Source organism: Flavobacterium rhizosphaerae (genome assembly GCF_046000445.1).
Classification (GTDB): Bacteria; Bacteroidota; Bacteroidia; order Flavobacteriales; family Flavobacteriaceae; genus Flavobacterium; species Flavobacterium rhizosphaerae.
In genome coordinates, this window is record NZ_JBELPZ010000020.1 from 45,692 (window position 1) to 66,273 (window position 20,582).

Consider the following 20,582-nt stretch of genomic DNA (forward strand, 5'->3'; position numbering starts at 1 on the left):
TTATACAATTTTTGGTTAACCTTTTCAAATATAAGGGTTTGCAATATAAATAATAAAACTTCAGGACAAAAAAAAGCTGCCAAAAGGCAGCTTTTTGCTATAAACTTAAGAGAATTAGCTCTTTATAAACTTTTGATTTGATGTTTTGCCTTCTGAAGAGATGGTTATACTATAAACACCCTTAGCCAGCAAAGCTGTATCTACCGCTATTGTTTCGGCATTTGGCGCAAGCTGCAATACCTCCTGCCCTAATGTATTGTACACAGTAATACCATCAATAACAGTGGTACTGCGTATATGCAGCACATCGGTTGCCGGGTTAGGGTATATTTTTATAGCTGACTTATTAAAGGCCGTAGTTGCTGAAACAGGGTTTTTACTAAAAAACACATTGTCTACATATACCGTAGCAAGGTTATCGGTAGAAAAAATAAGCTGGGATATATGCTCTTTTGTAGTAAGACCTGTAAAATCTGACAACGGTATGCTATAGGTTATCCATTGTGATTGTGCCGGGGTTGCATAAGTAATTTCATGTTCTACATCATCGCCTGCACCGGCTCCATCATAAACAGCGTTGGCACCAAAGTCTACCAGTTTTATACGCAACTGTGTAAAGTTGGGCGACCACACATCTACATTAAAATATTCCATTCCAGAGGCATCAATTTGTGTAGCTACTGTTTCTATACCTGCATAATTAAGGTTAGTATATTTTTTGGTATCATTACCTTCAATCTGAATATCAACTAAACCGGCGGCAGACCACTCAGTAAGCCAGGTATCAACCGCTACGTTAGTATACACGCCACTAAACATTGATATTACATCACCTTCCGGCCAGGTTGGGTCTGGCGCAGCCGTCATAGGTACATCATCCATATTTTCTGCGGTTCCAAAGGTTATGTTATCAAAATAGGTAATTGTTCCGTATGTGCGCGGTGTGCCAGAATAATCAGGGAAAACTACTATCTGGTCAAATGGGCCTTCGTTAAGATCTAAAGATTCCGACATATCAAATGTAAGTTCTTCCCATTGGTTGATAACGGTATTTGGAACAAGTACCTCCGGCAATGCAGCTGAGCCTGGTGTAACCAGTTTAATACCCACGTTGCTTATTACCGATTTATATACCATTATTTTAACCGTACTGTGTTCGGCATCCAATACAAAATCGGCCATTCCCATTTCATGCGATGTTTCGCACCCTGCATAGGGCATACCTGTTTCAAGAGTTGTATATTTCGCCACCATTGAAGAGGTATTAATACCTGAGGGGTCCGGGTTGGCTACAAACTCTAAAGGTGGGTTGGTATCATTTTCAAATACATTCCATGTATAATTTGTACCATTTCCGGTAGCTTCAAAATTGATGTTTTCCTGAGCACTCATTACAGTAATCCCCAAAAACAGTGTTGTAAATAGGTAAATTTTTTTCATAAATTAATTTTATATCGATTATTTTATGAATCTACAAATAAATACATGTTAAAATCAACAATTCTCCAATACAAATACTATACAAGTTAAAGTATTTTAAAACTATGCACAAAAACTCTTGCTTGTAGCGACATATTGCTATTGATAATTGCGAAATACAACGTTATTGTTGAGGCAATGTATAGGTAAACATACTGTATGTGTTGTGGTAAAACCAGAAGATTAATTATATTTTACGCTCAATTACATACTTTACCATAAGTTGCAATGCAGACTTGTACGGAGATTCGGGATATGGGGTAAGCAGATTAAGTGCTTCATCACGAAACTGCAGCATTTTTTGCTCTGCATATAAAAGACCTCCTTTTTCTTTTACAAATGCAATAACTTCTTTTACACGCTTTTTGTCTTTATTGTGGTTTTTAACGGAGTTGATAACCCACTTTTTTTGGTCTTTTGTGCAATTGTTAAGCACATAGATGAGCGGCAATGTCATTTTTTGCTCTTTTATATCAATACCGGTAGGCTTGCCTATGGCATCTTCGGTATAATCAAAAAGGTCGTCTTTTATCTGGAAAGCCATGCCTATAAGTTCGCCAAAGCGTCGCATGGTTGCAGTGTCTTCTCCTTCCGGTTTAACAGAACAGGCACCTAACGCACAACAGGCGGCTATAAGGGTAGCCGTTTTTTGACGGATAATTTCGTAATACACCTCTTCGGTGATATCCAGCCTGCGGGCTTTTTCTATTTGAAGCAGTTCGCCTTCGCTCATTTCGCGTACAGCTACCGATATTATGCGCAGCAAATCAAAATCGCCATTATCTATACTCAGTAATAATCCCTTAGAAAGAAGGTAATCGCCTACTAAAACAGCAATTTTATTTTTCCATAAAGCATTGATGGAGAAAAAACCACGGCGGCGGTTACTGTCATCCACCACATCATCATGCACCAGTGTAGCGGTATGTATAAGTTCTATTACCGAAGCCCCTCGATAGGTGCGCTCATTAACCAGGCCACCACTAACCATTTTGGCAGAAAGAAACACAAACATAGGGCGCATTTGCTTGCCCTTGCGGTTTACTATGTAATAGGTAATGCGGTTAAGCAGGGCCACTTTAGATGACATGGATTCATGGAATTTTTTTTCAAAAAGTTCCATCTCTCTGGCAATAGGCTGCTTTATCTGCTCCGTAATTTTCATGCACTGCAAAGATATAAAAGTACTTTGTTAATTTTAAAGTTAAAGTAGCAAAGTAACTGTACCACAAGTTTGGACTGCTAAACAGAAATTAGCCTACTGCTTCGTTTTTATTGGCAAGCTGCCCACAGGCAGCATCTATATCTTTTCCGCGGCTGCGGCGTACTTTTACTACAATATTATTTTTTTCCAGTGCGGCTATATAAGCGTTAATAGCTTCCGTATCTGCCTGCTGAAATTCCCCATCATCTATTGGGTTGTACTCTATCAGGTTTACTTTGCAGGGTACATATTTGCAAAATTTTACAAAGGCATCAATATCAGCCTTGGTGTCGTTAATACCCTTCCACACCACATATTCATAGGTTATGCGGCTTTTGGTTTTGCTATACCAGTATTCCAGCGATTTCCTCAAATCTTTCAGCGGAAATTTTTCGCTAAACGGCATAATGCGTGAGCGTACATCATCTATAGCGGAATGGAGTGATACTGCCAGCTTAAACTTTACCTCATCATCAGCCAGTTTTTTTATCATTTTTGGCACACCCGAAGTAGAAACCGTAATACGTTTCGGGCTCATGCCCAAGCCTTCGGGCGAGGTGATTTTCTCTATAGCCTTCAGCACATTATTATAGTTCATGAGCGGCTCTCCCATGCCCATAAACACAATATTGCTGAGGGGGCGGTTATGGTACAGGCGGCTTTCTTCGTCTATGGCGGCTACCTGGTCATAAATTTCATCGGGGTTAAGGTTACGCATGCGCTTTAAGCGGGCTGTGGCACAAAAATTACAATCAAGGCTGCAACCTACCTGGCTGCTTACACAGGCCGTAGTGCGGGTATTAGTGGGAATAAGCACACTTTCAACCACAAGGCCATCGTGCAGTCGTACGGCATTTTTTACAGTGCCATCGCTGCTTTGCTGCATCTGGTCTACCCGTATGTGGTTAATCACAAAATTATCTTCCAGCATTTGCCGGGTGGCCTTAGACAGGCTGGTCATATCTTCAAAACTATGCGTCCGCTTATTCCACAACCATTCATATACCTGGTTGCCACGGAAAGCCTTATCGCCATGTGCCACAAAAAAATCGCGTAACTGTTCTTTTGTAAGTGCCCTTATATCCTTTTTTTCCGTTTGCATGCCGCAAAGGTACTAACTATTTATGTATTTGATAATTTGTTGCGTAATTTTGCCGCAAAACCTTTACCATGCATTTTATTAGTGAAGAGCTTGAAAACTATGCTGCCAGCCACAGCGAAAATGAACCGGAACTTTTAGCAGCGCTTAACCGCGAAACCCTTCAGAAAATATTACAGCCCCGTATGATTAGCGGGCATTTTCAGGGCAGGGTACTGAGTATGCTTTCTAAATTGGTACGCCCACTGCATATACTGGAAATTGGCACTTATACCGGCTATGCCACTTTGTGCCTTGCCGAAGGCCTGCAGGATAACGGTACACTGGATACCATAGACCACAATGAAGAGCTGTATGATTTTCAGAAAAAATATTTTGAAAAATCGGCTTATAATAACCAGATAATACAACATTTGGGTAATGCACTGGATATTATTGTAACCCTTGACAAAAAGTTTGACTTGGTATTTATTGATGCCGATAAGCCTAACTACCCAAACTACTGGAATATAATAGTACCCCTTATGAACAAAGGCGGCATTATTTTGAGCGATAATGTGTTATGGAGCGGCAAGGTATTGGAGCCTTTAAAGCCAAATGACCTTAGCACCAAGGCATTGTTAGAATATAACCAAATGATAAAAGAAGACCCGCGTGTAGAAACGGTATTGCTACCCATTAGAGACGGGCTCACTGTTAGCAGGGTGATCTAACGCTTCTTTTTGTACGGGGAAGAAACGGTTACGAAGGTAAGCATACAATTTTAGCATACACCATGCCGAAAGCAGCCCCCAAAGGTACCCTGCTAAAATATCGCCCGGGTAATGCAGCCCAAGGTATATACGGCTATAGGCAAATAACACCGGCCATATAAAAAAGAAGCCCATATATTTTAAATACGGGTGTAATACTTTATACAGAAAAAATGACACCGCCATTGACGAAGCGGCATGGCCCGACATAAAACTGAAGGAACTGCGGTGCTGCACTGCCCTTACAAAAGAAGCAATATCACTGTTGTTTTGAGGCCTTAGCCTTTGAAAGTGATTTTTAAAAAAAACGGTGGTCTGGTCTGTAAACGCTACCAGCACTGCTATACAAAAAATAACCAGTACGGCATGGCGCCACCCAAGCCTTTTAAAGGCAAGCCATAATATAATTGCAAAAATGGGAATCCAGCTTACCTGTTTGGTTATTATAATCCAAAGCGGGTCAAACGTTTCGCTTCCCAGCGAGTTTAGCCATACAAAAAGGTTTCTGTCAAGTTCGAGCAGTTTTTCGAGCATGCTATGAGTTACGTTTTATAGGACCCGACATGTCTTCAATGTTTTCTTTTACATTTTCCTTAGCCTTATCAATTTCTGAAGCTACATCATTACCAAGGTTTTTGGCATCGTTGCCTATTTCTGTAAATGATTTTTTTATACCGTCTATATCTGCACTGTTTTGTATTTCAGACTTAATGTCGTTAGTAGCATTTTTTAATTGCTGCATACCCCGGCCTATGCCACGGGCCACTTCAGGAATTTTGTCGCTACCGAAGAGCATCAGTACCACAAGCAGTACAAACATTAGTTCCCCTCCTCCTATTCCAAACATAACATGATAATTTTATTATTACAAAGATATATAAAGTACTAACAGGAAGGAGAGGATTTAGCAAAAATTAAACATGGGCCACCTAAGTGTTTGCCTATTTTTTTACCATTTTTATAGCCTGCCTACCAAGCCCATTTTCAACCGTTACATAATATATGCCCGTACTTATATGGCTTACAGCTATATCATTTCCGGTTCCGCTGGCTACTATCCTTCCGGCAGCATCGGTTACAGTTACAGATTGTATTTGTGTGTCTCCAGTAATGTGGAGCACATCGCCTACAGGGTTTGGTGCTATAGCAAGGTTTACCCTTTTAAACGATTGTGTACCCGCAGTTGTATCTATATACGATTCATAAGACCGCGTGGTTTCATCTAAGCTTAAAGCAGGTATATCTACATTTGTTGATATAATCCGGAATATAGGGTTTGGGGTTACACTGCCCTCTGAGACATCGTAATAATTATAAATATTTTGGGTAATAAGGCCGGCGGGTAATCCCATATAATTTATAGAAAGTGTCTGAATAAGCCTCATGCGTACAACAGGAGTATTATTGGCTACCCCTTGGTTTACCGTTAGTGTACCATAAGCATCAACTTCTACAGTTGCAAAACCAGTGAAAGTCCCAGAGATACCTATAGCAGCTTGATAAGTACCTTCAACTTCGTCTGTGTTTATATACCCATAGCTTAATGGAAAGTTGCCAATAAAAGCGTTGTCTGTATAATTAACGCTATATCCTCCCATATCTCCACCAACAAAATATACATTAGACAGCATATTTTCATCCATAGAAAGCATGTAGCTTGTAGGGTCTTCCTGGCCATCAATAAAGGTTTCAACAACAAAGTCAGCAGCCGGGTATTCTTCAACTTCGGCAGTTGTAGCGGGCCTGAACTGAGTATGTGTATAAGTAATAAGCTGCAGGTCATCAAAATTCCATACTACATTTTCACCGTCCTGACTTTCGTCAATAGTTTCAGAGCTAACCAGCGCATAGTTATCTACTGCCTCTGTAACTTCGGGTGATGACATGATGCTAGGGTAGGTATAAAACATATTTACCTGTTCTTGCCCGAATACGGCAAAACAAGAAAAGCTTAAAAGAAATAAAAGTAATTTTGTTTTCATCTGTGGTATAAAATTTGGTTTTTTTCAAATATAAAACAAAACCATCATTATCAACCCTTTGGCTCAACAAAATTATTTTTTTTCTACTGCATCAAATTTGGAAGGCACTGCTTCTCTTGGCCACATGTTATTGGTAATATCTATGTCGGCTGTTTGTAATTTAGGGTCAAGCTGAAATTTTTTAACCGGCTTTTCTGTAGCAAACACCTTTGAAGCAGTTTTGTTATCCATACGCCATATTTGTGCCGGATAGGTAAACACCTCATCAGTACCATCTTCATACTGCAACTGTATTATAACCGGCATAGGCATGGCCCCGGGTTTACTAAAGGTAACCTCATAAAAATATTTGGGCTGCTTTAAAGCGGCACGTTCCTCAGGTGTAAGTTTTTGCTGTATATACTCTTTTAACAGCTTTATATCGTTATAATTAACCGATGTATTAATTTTATTAGCATCAGGACCCTGGGGAACCATATATAAAAACGGCCCTGCATCCTGCCCAAAACGGCCTTTTCTTACGGTATAGTCTTTCATACCTTCCGGCTGGGTTTCTGTTATGTAATACGATTTTACCTCTTCAATGCCCATATCTACATAATTGGTGGTATAAAACCAACCCCGCCAAAACCAGTCAAGGTCAACCGCAGAAGCATCTTCCATAGTGCGGAAAAAGTCTTCGGGCGTTGGGTGCTTAAATTTCCATCGGTTGGCATAAGTTTTAAAAGCATAATCAAACAATTGCTGCCCCATTATAAGTTCACGTAGCATTACCAGCCCGGTTGCAGGCTTGCCATAGGCATTAGAGCCAAACTGGTGTATACTTTCGGAATTCGTCATAATAGGCGAAATAAAATTTTGGTCACCACTCATATACGGCACTATTTTAGCCGCAGGGCCACGGCTTGAAGGATAGTTTTGTTCGTATTCCTGCTCTGTTAAATATTGCAGGAATGTGTTTAGGCCCTCATCCATCCACGTCCATTGCCTTTCGTCAGAATTTACAATCATCGGAAAGAAATTATGCCCCACCTCATGGATGATAACACTGGCCATACCGTATTTAATACGCTCGCTCACAACGCCATTTTCATCAGGCCGGCCATAGTTCCAGCATATCATGGGGTATTCCATACCCTGGTCTTCGGCTGAAACCGATATGGCTTTAGGATAAGGATAATCAAAGGTATATTTTGAATAGGTTTTTAATGTATGTGCCACGATACGGGTTGACTTTTCTCCCCAAAGCGGATTTGCCTCGGGCGGATAGAGTGAAATAGCCATAACATTTTTGCTTCCTAATTTTACAGCCATGGCATCATAAATAAACTTACGTGATGAGCTGAAAGCAAAATCGCGCACGTTTTGCGCTTTAAACTGCCAGGTTTTCTTTTTATTGGAAAAACCTTTCTGTGCTGCTTCGGCTTCCTGCTGGGTTACTATAACAACCGGGGCATCAAAGCTTTTTTCTGCCTCCTGGTAACGCTTGTATTGTGCTGCTGTTAATACCTCTTTACGGTTTTGGAGTTCGCCGGTACCATCAAGAATATGGTCTGCCGGTACGGTAATATTTACTTCGAAATCACCAAACGGAAGCGCAAACTCCCCATTGCCCCAAAACTGCATGTTTTGCCAGCCCTCTACATCATTATACACCGCCATGCGTGGGTAAAACTGCGCTATTACATACAGGTTGTTACCATCTTTATCAAAATGTTCATAACCGCTACGCCCGCCAAGCACCCTGTAATTATTAATGTTGTACCACCATTTTATAGAAAAAGAAACCGTTTCGCCATGCTTTAGGGGTTGCGGCAGGTTTATGCGCATCATGGTTTGGTTTACCACATACTCCATAGGCTTGCCATTGGCATCCTGTACATATTCCAGCTTAAAACCACCATCAAAAGCGTCCTGCAAAAAATCTTTTGCAAAGCCTTCTGCTTTATAGGCAGGGTTCATTTTCTGGCTGTTTTCCTGCGCTGTGATAGAGTTTTTTTCACGTCGGTTCTGGTCAAGTTGTACCCACAGGTACTCTAAAGCTTCAGGCGCATTGTTGTGGTATGTAATAGTTTCTGTACCATACAGGCGCGTATTTTTATCATCAAGCTCAATATCCATTTTATAATCGGCCTGCTGCTGATAATACGCCGGCCCCGGCGCGCCCGATGCAGTGCGAAACATGTTTGGGGTAGCCAACAGGTCATACATCTGCTTAAAAGCGGTTTCATCGGTATGGCCCGGCTGTCTTTCTTTTGTCGGGGTATCTTGTGCGTTTGCCTGAAATGCGGCAAATGCTAAAAGGATAAAAAATAATTTCTTCATAATTAAAATTCAACTGTGCCCGAAGGGGTGCCTGTGGTAAGGAGCAGGCTCTTTTTCTGGTCGTCCACCCGGGTATGTATTATATTTTGCTGTTCGTTAAAAAGTTCAAACAATATTTTATTTTCCATCCAAAGTGTTTTTACTTTTTCCGGTGCCGGAACCGTAAAATACAATACTTCGGTATCATCATCCAACTCTCGGGTTATGTATTTTAATTTTTGAGCCTGCCCGTTAATTTTAAGCTTTATATTATCTGAAAAATAATTCTTGATGTATGTTGTAGCTTGTGGAATTTCCTGCGAAGTGTCCATGTATGTTTTTTTATTATAATGGGAATCAAGGGCTTTTTCAAGGTCGTCTACAAATACACGGGCAATAACTTCTATTCTCTTTTTTTCGGGGGAATAATCTAACTGAAACACCGATACATAGTACTTGTGCATCACAAACGAGGTGAGGGTGCAGGCAAGTATGAATAAGGCAATGTAACCGAATAACTTCTTCATAACGTATAAACTACAAACATAAGGGAATTATACATCATTCAAAAATCAAAATATTACTTTTAAACATGTTGAATTAGTTTGATATATTTGAGGCTTTTAATACCCTAAGAAGTGTGGCAAAAAGAAAAAAAAGAAATATATCAAATGGTTCCTTAGTATTTATTACTATACTTGGAATAATTGCTGTTGCTATTATAACCCTTACATTATATATTATATACACAATAAGCACTTCTGAATCTAAATTTTTCTCTATTAGCCTTATTGCCTTATTTGCAGGAGTTGCTTACGAAGGCTACTCATTAAAACCAGACAGAGAAGCGTTTATAATAGACTTTGCAGGTGCATATGCCCTTAGCTTAATAACTTTTATAAAGGGTAAACACGAACGCATATATGATTTTGAACAACATTTAACCTGGTGGCCCTATGTGTTCTTAGGCTTTTTTTTACTTTTAAGCACCATTACAAATAAAAAGAAGACAATTATCCCCTTGACGAAGGCACATCATTATTATTTTCGCTGAGTTTTATTTACTGGATATCCGAAAAGTATCATCTTATTTCAAACAGTTTAGTTTTAAACATTATAGCTTTAATTACATTTGGCTTTACTGTATTTTGCCTCGTACATGCATTGTCAAATCTTAAATTAACTAAAACTACAAGGTTATGGCTCAGCATCTGGACAACCTTTATAATGCTTACAATTGCCATTGATAATATTTTTAATATTTACAGTTTTGGAGATATAGGGCTTAATACTGATTTAAGCAATATAGCCTTAGGTTTAAGCTACTTTTTATTAGGGGTTTCTTCTATATATACCTTTCAAAATGTTATGTTACTTGCAAATTTTTTCCCCACTAAAAATAAAAATTATAAAGAATTTAAAACCCGCATTAAAGAAAATAAAACAACACATATAAAACGCTACTCTGAAAAACAGGTAGCAGTAAATAAATCTGTACTATGTATTGTATATTGCTGCTTATTATTTAGCATCAATTATATTTATAACCTCCTGCCAATCAATACAATGATTTGGCTTATTGTATTTACATTTCCCTTTATCCTTAAGATAAACCTCAGTAATTCAATCAAAAAGAACAGGTATCTTTCAAAAAAGTAAGTGAACTACCCATGTATAGCCTCCGAGTTACCATAACTCTGTATTAGCTGCCCTTCAAACTCTAGCCATTCTGCCCAGCGTTTTTCTACATCAACATCTGTGGCATATTTTCGGGCAAAGTTTAAAAAGGTGGTGTAATGTGTGGCTTCGCTTACCATAAGTTCATGGTAAAATTTTGCCAGTTCTTCATCTTTAATATTTTTAGACAACACCCTGAAACGCTCACAGCTACGGGCTTCTATCATGGCCGCAAACAACAGTCGGTCTATAAATGACATATTACGGCTGCCGTCTTTCCTGCAAAATTTCATAAGCTGATTTACATAATCATCTTTGCGTTCCCTGCCTAATGTATAGCCCCGTTGTTCTATAATATCGGTTACCATTTTAAAATGCTCCATTTCTTCCATAGCGATTTCTGCCATTTTCTGCACAAAATCCAAATGCTCGGAATTATTGGTAATCAAATAAATAGCATTTGATGCCGCCTTTTGCTCGCACCAGGCATGGTCAGTAAGTATTTCTTCAAGGTTGCCTTCGGCTATATTGGCCCAACGGGGGTCGGTTAAAAGTTTCAGTCCAAGCATGATATAACAATTTTTGCCAAAAATACATAATTATAGGTTGCAGGCAAAAGGCATATTTTTCATTTTAATATACTACTGTAGCAATAAAAAAAATTACTTCCTTGTACCTAACTCTTCCATTGTTTTTATAAAATCGTTCACAATAGTGTCACGATTTAACTGCGAGGTGTGAAAAGCCACCCATTTGCCCCCTACCATAGTACCTTGTATATCAGAAACATCTGAACTATACAAAAAAGTGTTACACAGGTGGCGGGTAGCAGCCGTTGCCGTAAGTGGCGAACCTGATTTGATTACCACGGCATCAAAAGGCTGCCCGGTTTCAAAAAAATGGCTGTTAGCTGAACCCATGGCACTCCGGCCGCTTTGCCAGGCCATTTTTATAGCATTAAAACCACTGTCTCCGCTATCCGGGGTTACAAACGTAGTACGGCTGTGTGTTACAAGGCGCTGGCCATAATCCAGCAGGCGTAACTCTTCAAACGGGTTTAACCCAACGTGGCTATCAGTACCAATGCTCCATTTGCCGTTATGCTTTTTAAAGTCGCCAAACCTAAATAAGCCATCGCCCAAGTTACCCTCTGTACTTGGGCAAAGCACTACATGGGCACCGCTTTGGGCTATGCCTTTTACCTCGCTGTCATCCAGGTGGGTGGCGTGTACCAGGTGATAATTTTCATTAACCGGGCAATTGTCTAAAAGCCATTGTACAGGGCGTTTGCCATGATACGCCAAGCAGTCCTCAATTTCTTTTAATTGCTCTGAAACATGTATATGAAACGGTTTGGTACCGTCAAGTGTATTACAAACTTCTCTTACATCCTCTGGCTTTACCGCCCTGAGCGAGTGTATGCCTACCCCTGTATTGGCATAAGCGTATTTTTTTGCAGCTGCTTCGCTGCTTTCCAATAGTTTATAATAGTCATTAATGGTTTTAGAAATAAACCTTTTTTGCCTTTCAAGCGGGGGTTGCCCAAAACCACCCTGCTGGTAAAACATAGGTACCAGTGTAATGCGTATCCCTACCTTTTGTGCCGCGGCAATAAGCCTTTCGCCCATTTCGGCAAGGTTGGCATACGGTTGCCCGTTTTGATCATGGTGCAGGTAATGAAACTCTGCCACTGCCGTATAACCATGCCGTACCATTTCACTATATAACATAGCAGCAACAGCTTCAAGCTGATCCGGGTTTAGGGTAAGGGCGAGGCCATACATAGCATTACGCCAGCTCCAGAAATCATCCTGGGCAGCGGTATCCAGATGCAATTCTGCCAGCCCGGCCATTGCATATTGAAACGCGTGGGAATGGGCATTCTGGAAACCAGGCAATGCATAACCATCTATATACTCTCCGCTCTTTTCAGCACTTTCTGCTATTGACAAAACATTGCCTGCTGCATCAAGTTGTACTACAGCATTTTGCAGCCATCCATTCTCGGTAAGCAGACCTTTAAAAGTATATATTTTGCCCGCCATTATTGCACTGCTTTTATAAGTTGAACAAACATTTGTTGCAGCACTTCCCTTATTTTTTCAGCATTTTCTTCGCTATATACACTTTCGGTACTGTCCATATAATTGGTTTTGCACATTTCCAGCTGCAGCGCATGAATGTTTTCATCCGGTTTACCAAAGCTACGCGTAATATACCCTCCCTTAAACGGGTGGTTATGCGTAGCCTCATAACTGCTTTCGCTCAATGCCTCAAAGGCTATTTCTATTATCCTGGCAGATGCAGATGCCCCATCATTATCGCCCAGTATAAGTTGAGGAAACGCCTCTTTGCGTATACCCGGCACCATTCTTTTTATAGAATGTGCATCAAACAAAAGGGCAACGCCAAACTCATTTTTAGTTTCCTGCAACAATTCCCCCACCTTTTGGTGATAGGGACGATAATATTTTTCTATCCGTTGGGCTATTTCTGCTTCATTAGGTTCCGCATCAGTATAAAGCCTGTCGCCGTTAAAATCAGTAAACGGCACAAGGCCGGTTATTACCCTGCCATCAGTATACAATGGTTTGCTTTCCGGGTCGCGGTTAAGGTCTATCACCCAGCGGTTATAATTTGCCTTAATTAGTGTGATACCCATTTGAGGGGCAAAATCATACAGGCGGTCGATAAACCAATCAGTATCATCAGGTGTTGCTGCTTTTTCAGGATAAAGCTTTTGCTTTATTTCCGGTGGAAAGTAAGTACCGGAGTGTGGCGAGCTGATGATAATAGGAACTTTTGGCGCTGTGGGGGGCGTAATATGATAAATATCCATTTCGGCTTGATTTTAGAAAAACAAAGTTACGGTTTTTGTAACCGATAGCCGAAATAGGGCATTTAATCCTGGCGGAAGGTTTTTTCTTTAAGGAATGCCGAACTTTTATCGGTAAGATAGGTGATTAACTGTAATTCATTTTTAGGGTTTAGCAACCAGTCACTTCCCTGCGGCGCACAATATTGTAAAAATATCGGAATGTCTTCTTTCTCAATTTTGAGCGTTTTTACAAAAAATTCATCTTCATACAACTCCCTTACCTTAACTGTAAAAGGCTTGTCTGATACATACGGTTTGGTGTCTGGTATTTTAGATTTATTTTTGGCGACCATTTTATAAATGGCAATAAAATTCATACTGCCATTAGCAGCACCGCCGCCTGAAATAATATCTTTATTAATCTGTCTGGTATCAAACTCCGGTTTATATACTGCAATATTGCTCCGTTTACTGTCAACTGCCAGGTTGCCGGTAAGGTTGTGCACCACCACCTCATCAAGCATAATAACATTAACATCTGCCCGTACCACAAAAAGCGCTTCTTTAAAGTCTGCTTTTTTTAGTACTAATTTCAAATCGCGAATGGGCATACCGGAAAAGAAAAGTGTATCACCTGCGTGTGCCGAAATGGTAAACACAGCCTCAGCATCGGTTACTGTTGCCCTGCCTGTGGTAAGGTTCTGTACAGTAAGGTATGATACGCTCACAGAATCGGTTATTACTTTACCTTTTAGTAATTCCCTTTGTTGTGCTGTTGCACCTGCCGTAATAGCAAACAGCAGGACAGTAAAAAATAATATGCGGTTACTATTCTTCACTATCTTTCGGTTTTGTTTCCTGCAGTTCCATTTCTTTTATAAATTTTTCGGCAAGGCTGTGCATATGAAACTTCATAAGCTCCTCATTATTGCTTTGAACGGCATCAGCAAATTGTGCATCTTCTACAATATAAAACAGAAAACCGTCTATATACTCTTTGGGTATATCAAATTTTGCTATCTCATTTTCGGTAAACAAGCCGTTAAGAGTGCTTATCATTTCTGCTTTTCGCGAAGTTTCTAATGCTTTTTTAAGCATTTTAGTACGCCCCGATATGGCATTAATTAGTGCATCAAACGGCATACTTGTGGCGGTAAACATTCTTTTTTCCGCCGGGGTATACTGTTTTTGGTTTTCGGGCACCAACCCTAAAGACTCACTGGTAACAGCCTGCCCCTCTACTACTACCTCCTGCAGCTCATATGCCGATTCTTCTACCGACACCAAAAAAGGTTTTTCTGTAAACGATGTTTCTGAAATTACAAATTGCCTCACCCGGGTTTTATTGCCATATACTGCCAGCTTATCGCCAGATTTGGCCTCTATTGTAAAATTGCCGCCGTTGTCGGTTTTGGTTTCCTGCCCGGTAACATTGTTAATTACATATACATCATTAACCGGGCCGTTATCACCCAAAACACGACCCTCAAGCTGGGCACGTTCCTGTGCTGTAACCGTATAACTAAAGGCAACCCATAGCAGGCATGTAAAATATAGTTTACTCATTTTTACGTAATAATTCTGTATATTCTTCTGATAGTATCTGTATCCTGAATTTTACCAATTCGGTGTTTTCTGCTTTTATAGCATTCGTAAATCCTTCGTCTTCTACTATATAAAATATAAAGCCCTTTACATATTCTTCCGGCACATTAAACGATTTTAGCTCTTTTTCGCTAAACAGGCTGTATATCTTATCTATAACATACTCTTTTTTTTCTGTAGCCAACGTTTTCTTCAGTGCCTTGGTCCTGCCACTTATGGCATTTAAAAGCGGGTCTAAAGACATACCTACTGGTATAATACCCAATATTTTTACCACATTAAGATCGGTTGCGGTATATACTTTCTTCTCAGCGGGGGTATATTTTTTCTGTCCATCAGGTACAAGCCCTAAAGATTCCGCATTTAGGGTATCGTTTATCACTACTTCTTCAAGCTCAAACCCCTTATACTCTACCGCAATAATATACGGGTTTTGCTGTATTGATTCTTTCCACACGGCAAACTCGCGCACCTGGGTTTTATCACTGTACACCACAAGGGCATCGCCGGGTTTGGCCGGCAGTTTAAAATTACCCTGATGATTTGTTTTTACCTCTGCCCCGGTTGTTTTATTAATAACATACACATCAAACATAGGCTGGTTGTTTGAAACTACCCTGCCATTAAGGGTATCGCGCACCTGGCCAAATCCGGCTGATGCGCTTAGCAGCACAAAAAAAAATATTTTTTTAATCTTCTCCATTCAGACTTTTCAGAAATTTTTCTGCCAGGCCGGTAACCATAAATTCAATTTGTTTTTCATCACCGGCATCCATTGCTTTTATAAAGTGCTTATTTTCTACCAAATAAAATAAAAATCCTTTTATATACTGTGTGGGTATACCAAATTTATCCTGCATTTGCTTCTCATCATAAAGATAACTTATTTCTTCCATTAGTTTTTCTTTGCCTTCTGTTTCCACTACCTTTTCCAGCATGGCAGTGCGGCCGCTAAAGGCATTTATAATGGGATCCAGGCTTAGGTGGTTTATTTTTCCGGAACTGGCTGTCGCCAGCTGTTTTTCGGCATGGGTATATTGTTTTTGCCCTTTAGGCACAAGCCCTAATGATTCTGAATTTATATGGCTGTAATCTACAATAATAAGTTCCTGCAATTCCCTTTGCATAGGCTCTAACGGCACAAACAAAAGGTTCTGTCCAAAATTTTCGTCAGTTACCACTACATCCACAGCTTCAAACTGCAGTGCAGAAAAAATAAGGGTGTCGTTTACCTGTGCCCTGATGGTAAAGTATCCGCCTCTTTGTGTAACTGCTGATGAATCGGCTGTTTTATTAATTACATAAATACCCTCAAGGTCATCAAAATCAGATACTACTTTTCCTTTAAGCGGTTTTCTTTGCGCAGCAAGGCAAAAAGGGAGTATGAGAAACAGGCAGAAAAAAATCTTTCTATACATATAAAGCGGGTTAGTGCAACAAAAAATACCTCCAAAAAACAGACTGCGCTATTCTTTGTACCTTTACTTTTTATTACACATTTAAACGAATGAAAAAACTAATTATTGCCAGCACCTCAACTTTACACGGGGGTAACTACCTGGAATACCTCATGCCTGCCTTACAGGGACATTTTAAAGGATGTAAATCATTACTGTTTATACCTTATGCCCGCCCGGGTGGCATGAGCCACGATGATTATACTAAAAAGGCTGCCGGTTTTTTTGCAAAATTAGGCATAACCGTTAAAGGATTGCACGAGTTTGAAAAGCCCACGCAGGCATTAACCGACGCTGAATCGGTGTTTACGGGCGGTGGTAACACCTTCCTTTTGGTGACGCAGCTATACAAAACGGGAACCATGCCTGTATTGGAAGAAATTATAAAGAAGGGCACACCTTACCTGGGCAGTAGTGCAGGCAGCAATATATGTGGCCTTACCATGCAAACCACTAATGATATGCCCATTATATACCCGCCCAGCTTTAAAACGCTTGGCGCTATACCTTTTAACCTTAACCCGCATTACCTGGACCCTGTAGAAGGTTCTACCCACATGGGCGAAACCCGCGAAACCCGCATTAAAGAGTTTCATGCGTTTAATACACAGCCGGTGCTTGGATTGCGCGAAGGCAGCTGGCTGGAAGTAAAAGGCAATAAGGTGATACTAAAAGGCGATTTGCCGGCAAGGCTTTTCCGCCAGGGTAAAGCACCGGAAGAACTGGAAACAGAGAGTGATATTAGCTGGCTGAAATAAAAATAAAAAAGCCTGAAACGATTGTTTCAGGCTTTTGAGCGGAAGACGAGGCTCGAACTCGCGACAACCAGCTTGGAAGGCTGGAGCTCTACCAACTGAGCTACTTCCGCAAATGTGGATGCAAATATAATTAATATTTTTTTGCACCTGCAAGCTTTTTTGCATTTTTTTACTGGTTATTTTCCGCCTTTTTAAACATCATTTTTTCAACCCGCTTTTTAATACTGATTTTCAAATATGTACGCTATAAAAATTATTACTGCTGCACAAACACACCCCATACGCCAGGAGGTATTGCGCCCAGGGCAGCCTGTAGAACGATGTGTTTTTGCAGGCGATGAAGCCGCAGACACCATACATTTTGGCTTATTTACTAACAATGAACTTGCAGGTATTATATCTCTTTTTAAAACACCTAACCCGCTTTTTACCGAAAAAGAGCAATATCAGGTGCGCGGTATGGCCATATTGCGCGGGCACCAGAAAAAAGGGTTTGGAGATGCCCTGCTTAAAAAAGCAGAGGCACATGCCACAGCAAACGGTGCAACACGTATTTGGTGCAACGCGCGTGAAAATGCACTGGGGTTTTACCAAAAAGTCGGATATTTAATAAACGGAGCGCCTTTTTTAATAGAAGGCGTGGGCATACACAGTGTAATGCACAAAGCTGTTATATAGAAAAAACACAAGCAAAAAAAACCATCCGTACGTAAAACACGGATGGCAACTCTATATAACCTGTACCCAGTAATTTTAAAAATTATGATGCCAACAGCTTAGAGCTTGCTGCATATTTTTTTGTAGGATGGTAAATAAACAGGCACGATTTGCCTTCTATTAAGTGTATAATTTCTTTATTAAGCTTATTAGGTAATGCCGGGCACCCAAGGCTACGCCCAAGCCTTGCGTGTTGCCTGATAAAATCTTGGCACACATAATCGGCGGCGTGCATTACAACAGCCCTTGCCCTGGCATTGCTATTAATACCTTTTTCAAGACCGTCAAGGCGTAAAGACTCACCATGCTTACCTGTATAAATTTCGCCGGTGGCATAAAAACCAAGGCTGCTTTTGTTAGAGTTTGGGTCGTTACTAAACTGATTGGCAAACTCATTACCACTATTACGGCCATGCGCTACAAGTGTGTTATATAACACCGTTTGGGTAGCCATATCAATAATCCAAAGCCTTTTTGTGTTAGATGATTTACTAAAGTCTATAACTGTAAGTAAGTCTTTTTCAATTTTACCCTCTTGTTTAAGGCGGTTAAAGCCTTTTATAGCGGTTGAAAAACAAGTAAATGCCGGTACTGAAGCCGAGTTGGCTTTTATATTTTCATATAAAGATTCGGCAGTTACGGCTTCGGCTTTATCAACTGAAGCAACAACCGCAGCAGTACGTGCTGTAGTAATTGTTTTTGGCGCTGTTGTACTAAAAGAAAAGAATAAAAATAAAACTGACGTAAAAAAGTTGTAAACCATGTGTGTAATTTAATTTAGTAAAACTTTAACGGAATTGCGAAGTAAACCAACAAACATTGAAAAAACAAACGCAATTATGTTAAAATCAAATATTTAACATTTATCATTTGGCAGGCATCGTTATAATGCTGTGCCGTTCCTTATCATCTTCCTGTCAAATAAGCTACTTTCAAAACACAACGTTTAACAAAATATTATCCAAACTGTGTTAAAGTTTAACCCATTATAAACATAAAACTCAGGTAAATTATAGTAACTTTAACCCTTGTTTGGTTAAAATAATGCTAAAACCATGCCAAAACCCCTTTTAATACATTGAATATGAATAAAAAAGTTATCTTAATGATACTTGATGGCTGGGGAATTTCCCCTGACCCTAAAGTATCTGCAATTGACAATGCAAACACTCCATTTATTGATAGTTTATATAAAAAGTATGCCAATGCTACCCTGCGTACTGATGGGCTTAATGTAGGGCTACCGGAAGGACAGATGGGCAACAGTGAGGTAGGGCACATGAACCTAGGTGCCGGACGTATTGTTTACCAGGACCTTGTAAAAATTAACCTTGCGGTAGAAGATAAATCTATTGAAAAAGAAAAAACGTTAACCGATGCTTTTGCATACGCAAAGCAAAACAATAAAAAAGTACACCTTTTAGGCCTTGTTTCAGATGGCGGGGTGCATTCGCACATCAACCACCTTAAAGGCCTTATTGATGCCACACAGGATGCAGGGCTTGATAAGGTATTTATACACGGCTTTACAGACGGGCGCGATGTAGACCCTAAATCGGGTGCCGGATTTATAGCCGACCTCGAAAATTATATTACCGGTAAAAATGCAAAACTTGCCTCATTGGTTGGGCGTTACTACGCTATGGACCGTGATAAGCGCTGGGAGCGTGTAAAACTGGCGTATGACCTGCTCGTGCACGGCCTGGGCATACCAAGCACCAATGCGGTTGAAAGTATTGAGAAGAGTTATAGCGAAGGGGTAACCGATGAGTTTTTAAAACCTATTGTAATGACTACCGACGGTACAAACCCAATAGCGATTATTGAACCGGATGATGTAGTAATATTTTTTAACTTCCGTACCGACCGGGGCAGGCAGTTAACCGAGGTGCTTACCCAGTTTGATGTGCACGAGCAAAACATGCACAAACTAAAACTGTACTATGTTACCATGACTAATTATGATGCCAGTTTTAAAGACATACATGTAATTTATGAAAAAGATAACCTGAGCCAAACCCTGGGCGAAGTAGTATCTAAAGCCGGTAAAAAACAAATACGCATAGCTGAAACGGAGAAATATCCGCATGTTACCTTCTTTTTCTCCGGGGGCCGGGAGGAGCCATTTGAAGGGGAAACCCGCATTTTGCGCAATTCACCAAAAGTGGCCACCTATGATTTGCAGCCGGAAATGAGTGCCTACCAACTTAGGGATGCACTGGTGCCGGAACTCAAAAAACAGGAAGCCGATTTTGTATGCCTTAACTTTGCCAATGGCGACATGGTGGGCCATACCGGTGTGTTTGAAGCGGCTATAAAAGCTTGCGAAGCAGTAAACGAATGTGCACAGGGCGTTATTGAAGCAGCTGTTGAAAACGGCTATTCGGTTATTGTACTGGCAGACCACGGTAATTGTGATACCATGATAAACCCCGATGGCAGCCCTAATACGGCGCACACTACCAATCCGGTACCGGTTATTATTGTAGATAACGATATTAAAGAAGTAAAAAGCGGCGTGCTGGGAGATATTGCCCCTACCATTTTAAAGATGATGGGCATACCACAACCGGAAGTAATGACCCGTACCCCTCTTGTATAAATTACATAGTTGTAGCAAAGTAAAGCCTGAAAAGTTACTTTATTATAATACAAGGGGCTGTCTCAAAAGGGACAGCTCCTTTTTTTTATAATCAATTCTGATTTCTCTTTATTTACTGATTTATATGT

General features: G+C 40.3%; 21 protein-coding genes and 1 tRNA gene. 5 read left to right on the forward strand and 17 right to left on the reverse strand.

Annotation, left to right across the window (positions count from 1 at the left end):
• Positions 1–114: 114 nt before the first annotated feature.
• From ABS766_RS14820 to rlmN, 3 genes are all read right to left on the reverse strand, one after another.
• Complete coding sequence (locus tag ABS766_RS14820) at positions 115–1,440, reverse strand: T9SS type A sorting domain-containing protein (protein WP_408085976.1); 1,326 nt, start codon at positions 1,438–1,440, stop codon at positions 115–117.
• 226 nt (positions 1,441–1,666) lie between these two features.
• The gene (locus ABS766_RS14825) at positions 1,667–2,644 is read right to left on the reverse strand and encodes a polyprenyl synthetase family protein (protein ID WP_408085977.1); all 978 of its coding nucleotides are present in this window, start codon (positions 2,642–2,644) and stop codon (positions 1,667–1,669) included.
• 88 nt (positions 2,645–2,732) lie between these two features.
• A complete protein-coding gene (rlmN, locus tag ABS766_RS14830) occupies positions 2,733–3,785 on the reverse strand; it encodes a 23S rRNA (adenine(2503)-C(2))-methyltransferase RlmN (protein ID WP_408085978.1) in 1,053 nt (350 codons plus the stop codon).
• A gap of 68 nt (positions 3,786–3,853) precedes the next feature.
• On the opposite strand from rlmN, the gene ABS766_RS14835 reads away from it, so the two are divergent.
• Entirely contained in the window at positions 3,854–4,495 is a 642-nt protein-coding gene (locus ABS766_RS14835; protein WP_408085979.1) for an O-methyltransferase, read from the forward strand.
• On the opposite strand, the gene ABS766_RS14840 is transcribed toward ABS766_RS14835, so the two are convergent.
• From ABS766_RS14840 to ABS766_RS14860, 5 genes are all read right to left on the reverse strand, one after another.
• Positions 4,454–5,068: a phosphatase PAP2 family protein gene (locus tag ABS766_RS14840; RefSeq protein WP_408085980.1), complete on the reverse strand. Its 615-nt coding sequence runs from the start codon at positions 5,066–5,068 to the stop codon at positions 4,454–4,456. The two genes, ABS766_RS14835 and ABS766_RS14840, sit on opposite strands and share 42 nt — an antisense overlap.
• A gap of 1 nt (position 5,069) precedes the next feature.
• Entirely contained in the window at positions 5,070–5,381 is a 312-nt protein-coding gene (locus ABS766_RS14845; protein ID WP_408085981.1) for a Sec-independent protein translocase subunit TatA/TatB, read from the reverse strand.
• Between the two features lie 94 nt (positions 5,382–5,475).
• A complete protein-coding gene (locus ABS766_RS14850) occupies positions 5,476–6,516 on the reverse strand; it encodes a T9SS type A sorting domain-containing protein (protein ID WP_408085982.1) in 1,041 nt (346 codons plus the stop codon).
• Positions 6,517–6,588: 72 nt separating this feature from the next.
• The gene (locus ABS766_RS14855; RefSeq protein ID WP_408085983.1) at positions 6,589–8,841 is read right to left on the reverse strand and encodes a M1 family metallopeptidase; all 2,253 of its coding nucleotides are present in this window, start codon (positions 8,839–8,841) and stop codon (positions 6,589–6,591) included.
• 2 nt (positions 8,842–8,843) lie between these two features.
• Entirely contained in the window at positions 8,844–9,347 is a 504-nt protein-coding gene (locus ABS766_RS14860; protein ID WP_408085984.1) for a DUF6702 family protein, read from the reverse strand.
• Between the two features lie 113 nt (positions 9,348–9,460).
• On the opposite strand from ABS766_RS14860, the gene ABS766_RS14865 reads away from it, so the two are divergent.
• Positions 9,461–9,874 carry a hypothetical protein gene (locus ABS766_RS14865; protein ID WP_408085985.1) on the forward strand — a complete coding sequence of 138 codons (414 nt, stop codon included), beginning with the start codon at positions 9,461–9,463 and terminating at the stop codon, positions 9,872–9,874.
• A gap of 610 nt (positions 9,875–10,484) precedes the next feature.
• On the opposite strand, the gene miaE is transcribed toward ABS766_RS14865, so the two are convergent.
• The 7 genes from miaE to ABS766_RS14900 all read right to left on the reverse strand — a co-directional run bounded on the left by miaE (position 10,485) and on the right by ABS766_RS14900 (position 16,338).
• Positions 10,485–11,066, reverse strand: a complete 582-nt coding sequence (gene miaE, locus ABS766_RS14870) for a tRNA-(ms[2]io[6]A)-hydroxylase (protein WP_408085986.1) — start codon at positions 11,064–11,066, stop codon at positions 10,485–10,487.
• A 93-nt stretch (positions 11,067–11,159) separates the two neighbouring features.
• A complete protein-coding gene (hutF, locus tag ABS766_RS14875) occupies positions 11,160–12,542 on the reverse strand; it encodes a formimidoylglutamate deiminase (RefSeq protein WP_408085987.1) in 1,383 nt (460 codons plus the stop codon).
• Positions 12,542–13,336 carry an N-formylglutamate amidohydrolase gene (locus tag ABS766_RS14880; RefSeq protein ID WP_408085988.1) on the reverse strand — a complete coding sequence of 265 codons (795 nt, stop codon included), beginning with the start codon at positions 13,334–13,336 and terminating at the stop codon, positions 12,542–12,544. The genes hutF and ABS766_RS14880 overlap by 1 nt, the downstream gene beginning before the upstream one ends.
• 62 nt (positions 13,337–13,398) lie before the next feature.
• On the reverse strand, positions 13,399–14,154 hold the full coding sequence (locus ABS766_RS14885; RefSeq protein WP_408085989.1) for a hypothetical protein: 756 nt from the start codon (positions 14,152–14,154) through the stop codon (positions 13,399–13,401).
• Positions 14,144–14,881: a hypothetical protein gene (locus tag ABS766_RS14890; RefSeq protein WP_408085990.1), complete on the reverse strand. Its 738-nt coding sequence runs from the start codon at positions 14,879–14,881 to the stop codon at positions 14,144–14,146. The genes ABS766_RS14885 and ABS766_RS14890 overlap by 11 nt, the downstream gene beginning before the upstream one ends.
• A complete protein-coding gene (locus ABS766_RS14895) occupies positions 14,874–15,623 on the reverse strand; it encodes a hypothetical protein (RefSeq protein WP_408085991.1) in 750 nt (249 codons plus the stop codon). Before ABS766_RS14895 ends, ABS766_RS14890 begins: the two co-directional genes overlap by 8 nt.
• Positions 15,610–16,338, reverse strand: coding sequence for a hypothetical protein (locus tag ABS766_RS14900; protein WP_408085992.1), 729 nt, complete (start codon positions 16,336–16,338; stop codon positions 15,610–15,612). The genes ABS766_RS14895 and ABS766_RS14900 overlap by 14 nt, the downstream gene beginning before the upstream one ends.
• A gap of 89 nt (positions 16,339–16,427) precedes the next feature.
• On the opposite strand from ABS766_RS14900, the gene pepE reads away from it, so the two are divergent.
• Positions 16,428–17,135, forward strand: a complete 708-nt coding sequence (gene pepE, locus ABS766_RS14905) for a dipeptidase PepE (protein ID WP_408085993.1) — start codon at positions 16,428–16,430, stop codon at positions 17,133–17,135.
• Between the two features lie 37 nt (positions 17,136–17,172).
• Here pepE and ABS766_RS14910 read toward each other — a convergent pair.
• Positions 17,173–17,245: transfer RNA gene (locus ABS766_RS14910), tRNA-Gly, on the reverse strand.
• A gap of 127 nt (positions 17,246–17,372) precedes the next feature.
• Between ABS766_RS14910 and ABS766_RS14915 the strand changes: the two genes are divergently transcribed.
• Entirely contained in the window at positions 17,373–17,813 is a 441-nt protein-coding gene (locus ABS766_RS14915) for a GNAT family N-acetyltransferase (protein WP_408085994.1), read from the forward strand.
• 82 nt (positions 17,814–17,895) lie between these two features.
• Here the strand turns inward: ABS766_RS14915 and ABS766_RS14920 are convergent, their stop codons facing one another.
• Positions 17,896–18,615 carry a murein L,D-transpeptidase catalytic domain family protein gene (locus ABS766_RS14920; RefSeq protein ID WP_408085995.1) on the reverse strand — a complete coding sequence of 240 codons (720 nt, stop codon included), beginning with the start codon at positions 18,613–18,615 and terminating at the stop codon, positions 17,896–17,898.
• A gap of 321 nt (positions 18,616–18,936) precedes the next feature.
• Here ABS766_RS14920 and gpmI point away from each other — a divergent pair, with 321 nt between their 5' ends.
• Positions 18,937–20,454 carry a 2,3-bisphosphoglycerate-independent phosphoglycerate mutase gene (gpmI, locus tag ABS766_RS14925; RefSeq protein ID WP_408085996.1) on the forward strand — a complete coding sequence of 506 codons (1,518 nt, stop codon included), beginning with the start codon at positions 18,937–18,939 and terminating at the stop codon, positions 20,452–20,454.
• Positions 20,455–20,582: the final 128 nt, after the last annotated feature.

What these genes read in the sequence shown, in the direction of transcription:
- miaE (WP_408085986.1), bottom strand. Translation starts at nt 11,066, where the DNA reads ATGCTTGGACTGAAACTTTTAACCGACCCCCGTTGGGCCAATATAGCC.
- ABS766_RS14900 (WP_408085992.1), bottom strand. Translation starts at nt 16,338, where the DNA reads ATGTATAGAAAGATTTTTTTCTGCCTGTTTCTCATACTCCCTTTTTGC.
- ABS766_RS14915 (WP_408085994.1), top strand. Translation starts at nt 17,373, where the DNA reads ATGTACGCTATAAAAATTATTACTGCTGCACAAACACACCCCATACGC.
- ABS766_RS14855 (WP_408085983.1), bottom strand. Translation starts at nt 8,841, where the DNA reads ATGAAGAAATTATTTTTTATCCTTTTAGCATTTGCCGCATTTCAGGCA.
- hutF (WP_408085987.1), bottom strand. Translation starts at nt 12,542, where the DNA reads ATGGCGGGCAAAATATATACTTTTAAAGGTCTGCTTACCGAGAATGGA.
- ABS766_RS14880 (WP_408085988.1), bottom strand. Translation starts at nt 13,336, where the DNA reads ATGGATATTTATCATATTACGCCCCCCACAGCGCCAAAAGTTCCTATT.
- ABS766_RS14840 (WP_408085980.1), bottom strand. Translation starts at nt 5,068, where the DNA reads ATGCTCGAAAAACTGCTCGAACTTGACAGAAACCTTTTTGTATGGCTA.
- ABS766_RS14845 (WP_408085981.1), bottom strand. Translation starts at nt 5,381, where the DNA reads ATGTTTGGAATAGGAGGAGGGGAACTAATGTTTGTACTGCTTGTGGTA.
- ABS766_RS14860 (WP_408085984.1), bottom strand. Translation starts at nt 9,347, where the DNA reads ATGAAGAAGTTATTCGGTTACATTGCCTTATTCATACTTGCCTGCACC.
- ABS766_RS14835 (WP_408085979.1), top strand. Translation starts at nt 3,854, where the DNA reads ATGCATTTTATTAGTGAAGAGCTTGAAAACTATGCTGCCAGCCACAGC.
- pepE (WP_408085993.1), top strand. Translation starts at nt 16,428, where the DNA reads ATGAAAAAACTAATTATTGCCAGCACCTCAACTTTACACGGGGGTAAC.
- ABS766_RS14850 (WP_408085982.1), bottom strand. Translation starts at nt 6,516, where the DNA reads ATGAAAACAAAATTACTTTTATTTCTTTTAAGCTTTTCTTGTTTTGCC.
- gpmI (WP_408085996.1), top strand. Translation starts at nt 18,937, where the DNA reads ATGAATAAAAAAGTTATCTTAATGATACTTGATGGCTGGGGAATTTCC.
- rlmN (WP_408085978.1), bottom strand. Translation starts at nt 3,785, where the DNA reads ATGCAAACGGAAAAAAAGGATATAAGGGCACTTACAAAAGAACAGTTA.
- ABS766_RS14895 (WP_408085991.1), bottom strand. Translation starts at nt 15,623, where the DNA reads ATGGAGAAGATTAAAAAAATATTTTTTTTTGTGCTGCTAAGCGCATCA.
- ABS766_RS14890 (WP_408085990.1), bottom strand. Translation starts at nt 14,881, where the DNA reads ATGAGTAAACTATATTTTACATGCCTGCTATGGGTTGCCTTTAGTTAT.
- ABS766_RS14825 (WP_408085977.1), bottom strand. Translation starts at nt 2,644, where the DNA reads ATGAAAATTACGGAGCAGATAAAGCAGCCTATTGCCAGAGAGATGGAA.
- ABS766_RS14820 (WP_408085976.1), bottom strand. Translation starts at nt 1,440, where the DNA reads ATGAAAAAAATTTACCTATTTACAACACTGTTTTTGGGGATTACTGTA.
- ABS766_RS14920 (WP_408085995.1), bottom strand. Translation starts at nt 18,615, where the DNA reads ATGGTTTACAACTTTTTTACGTCAGTTTTATTTTTATTCTTTTCTTTT.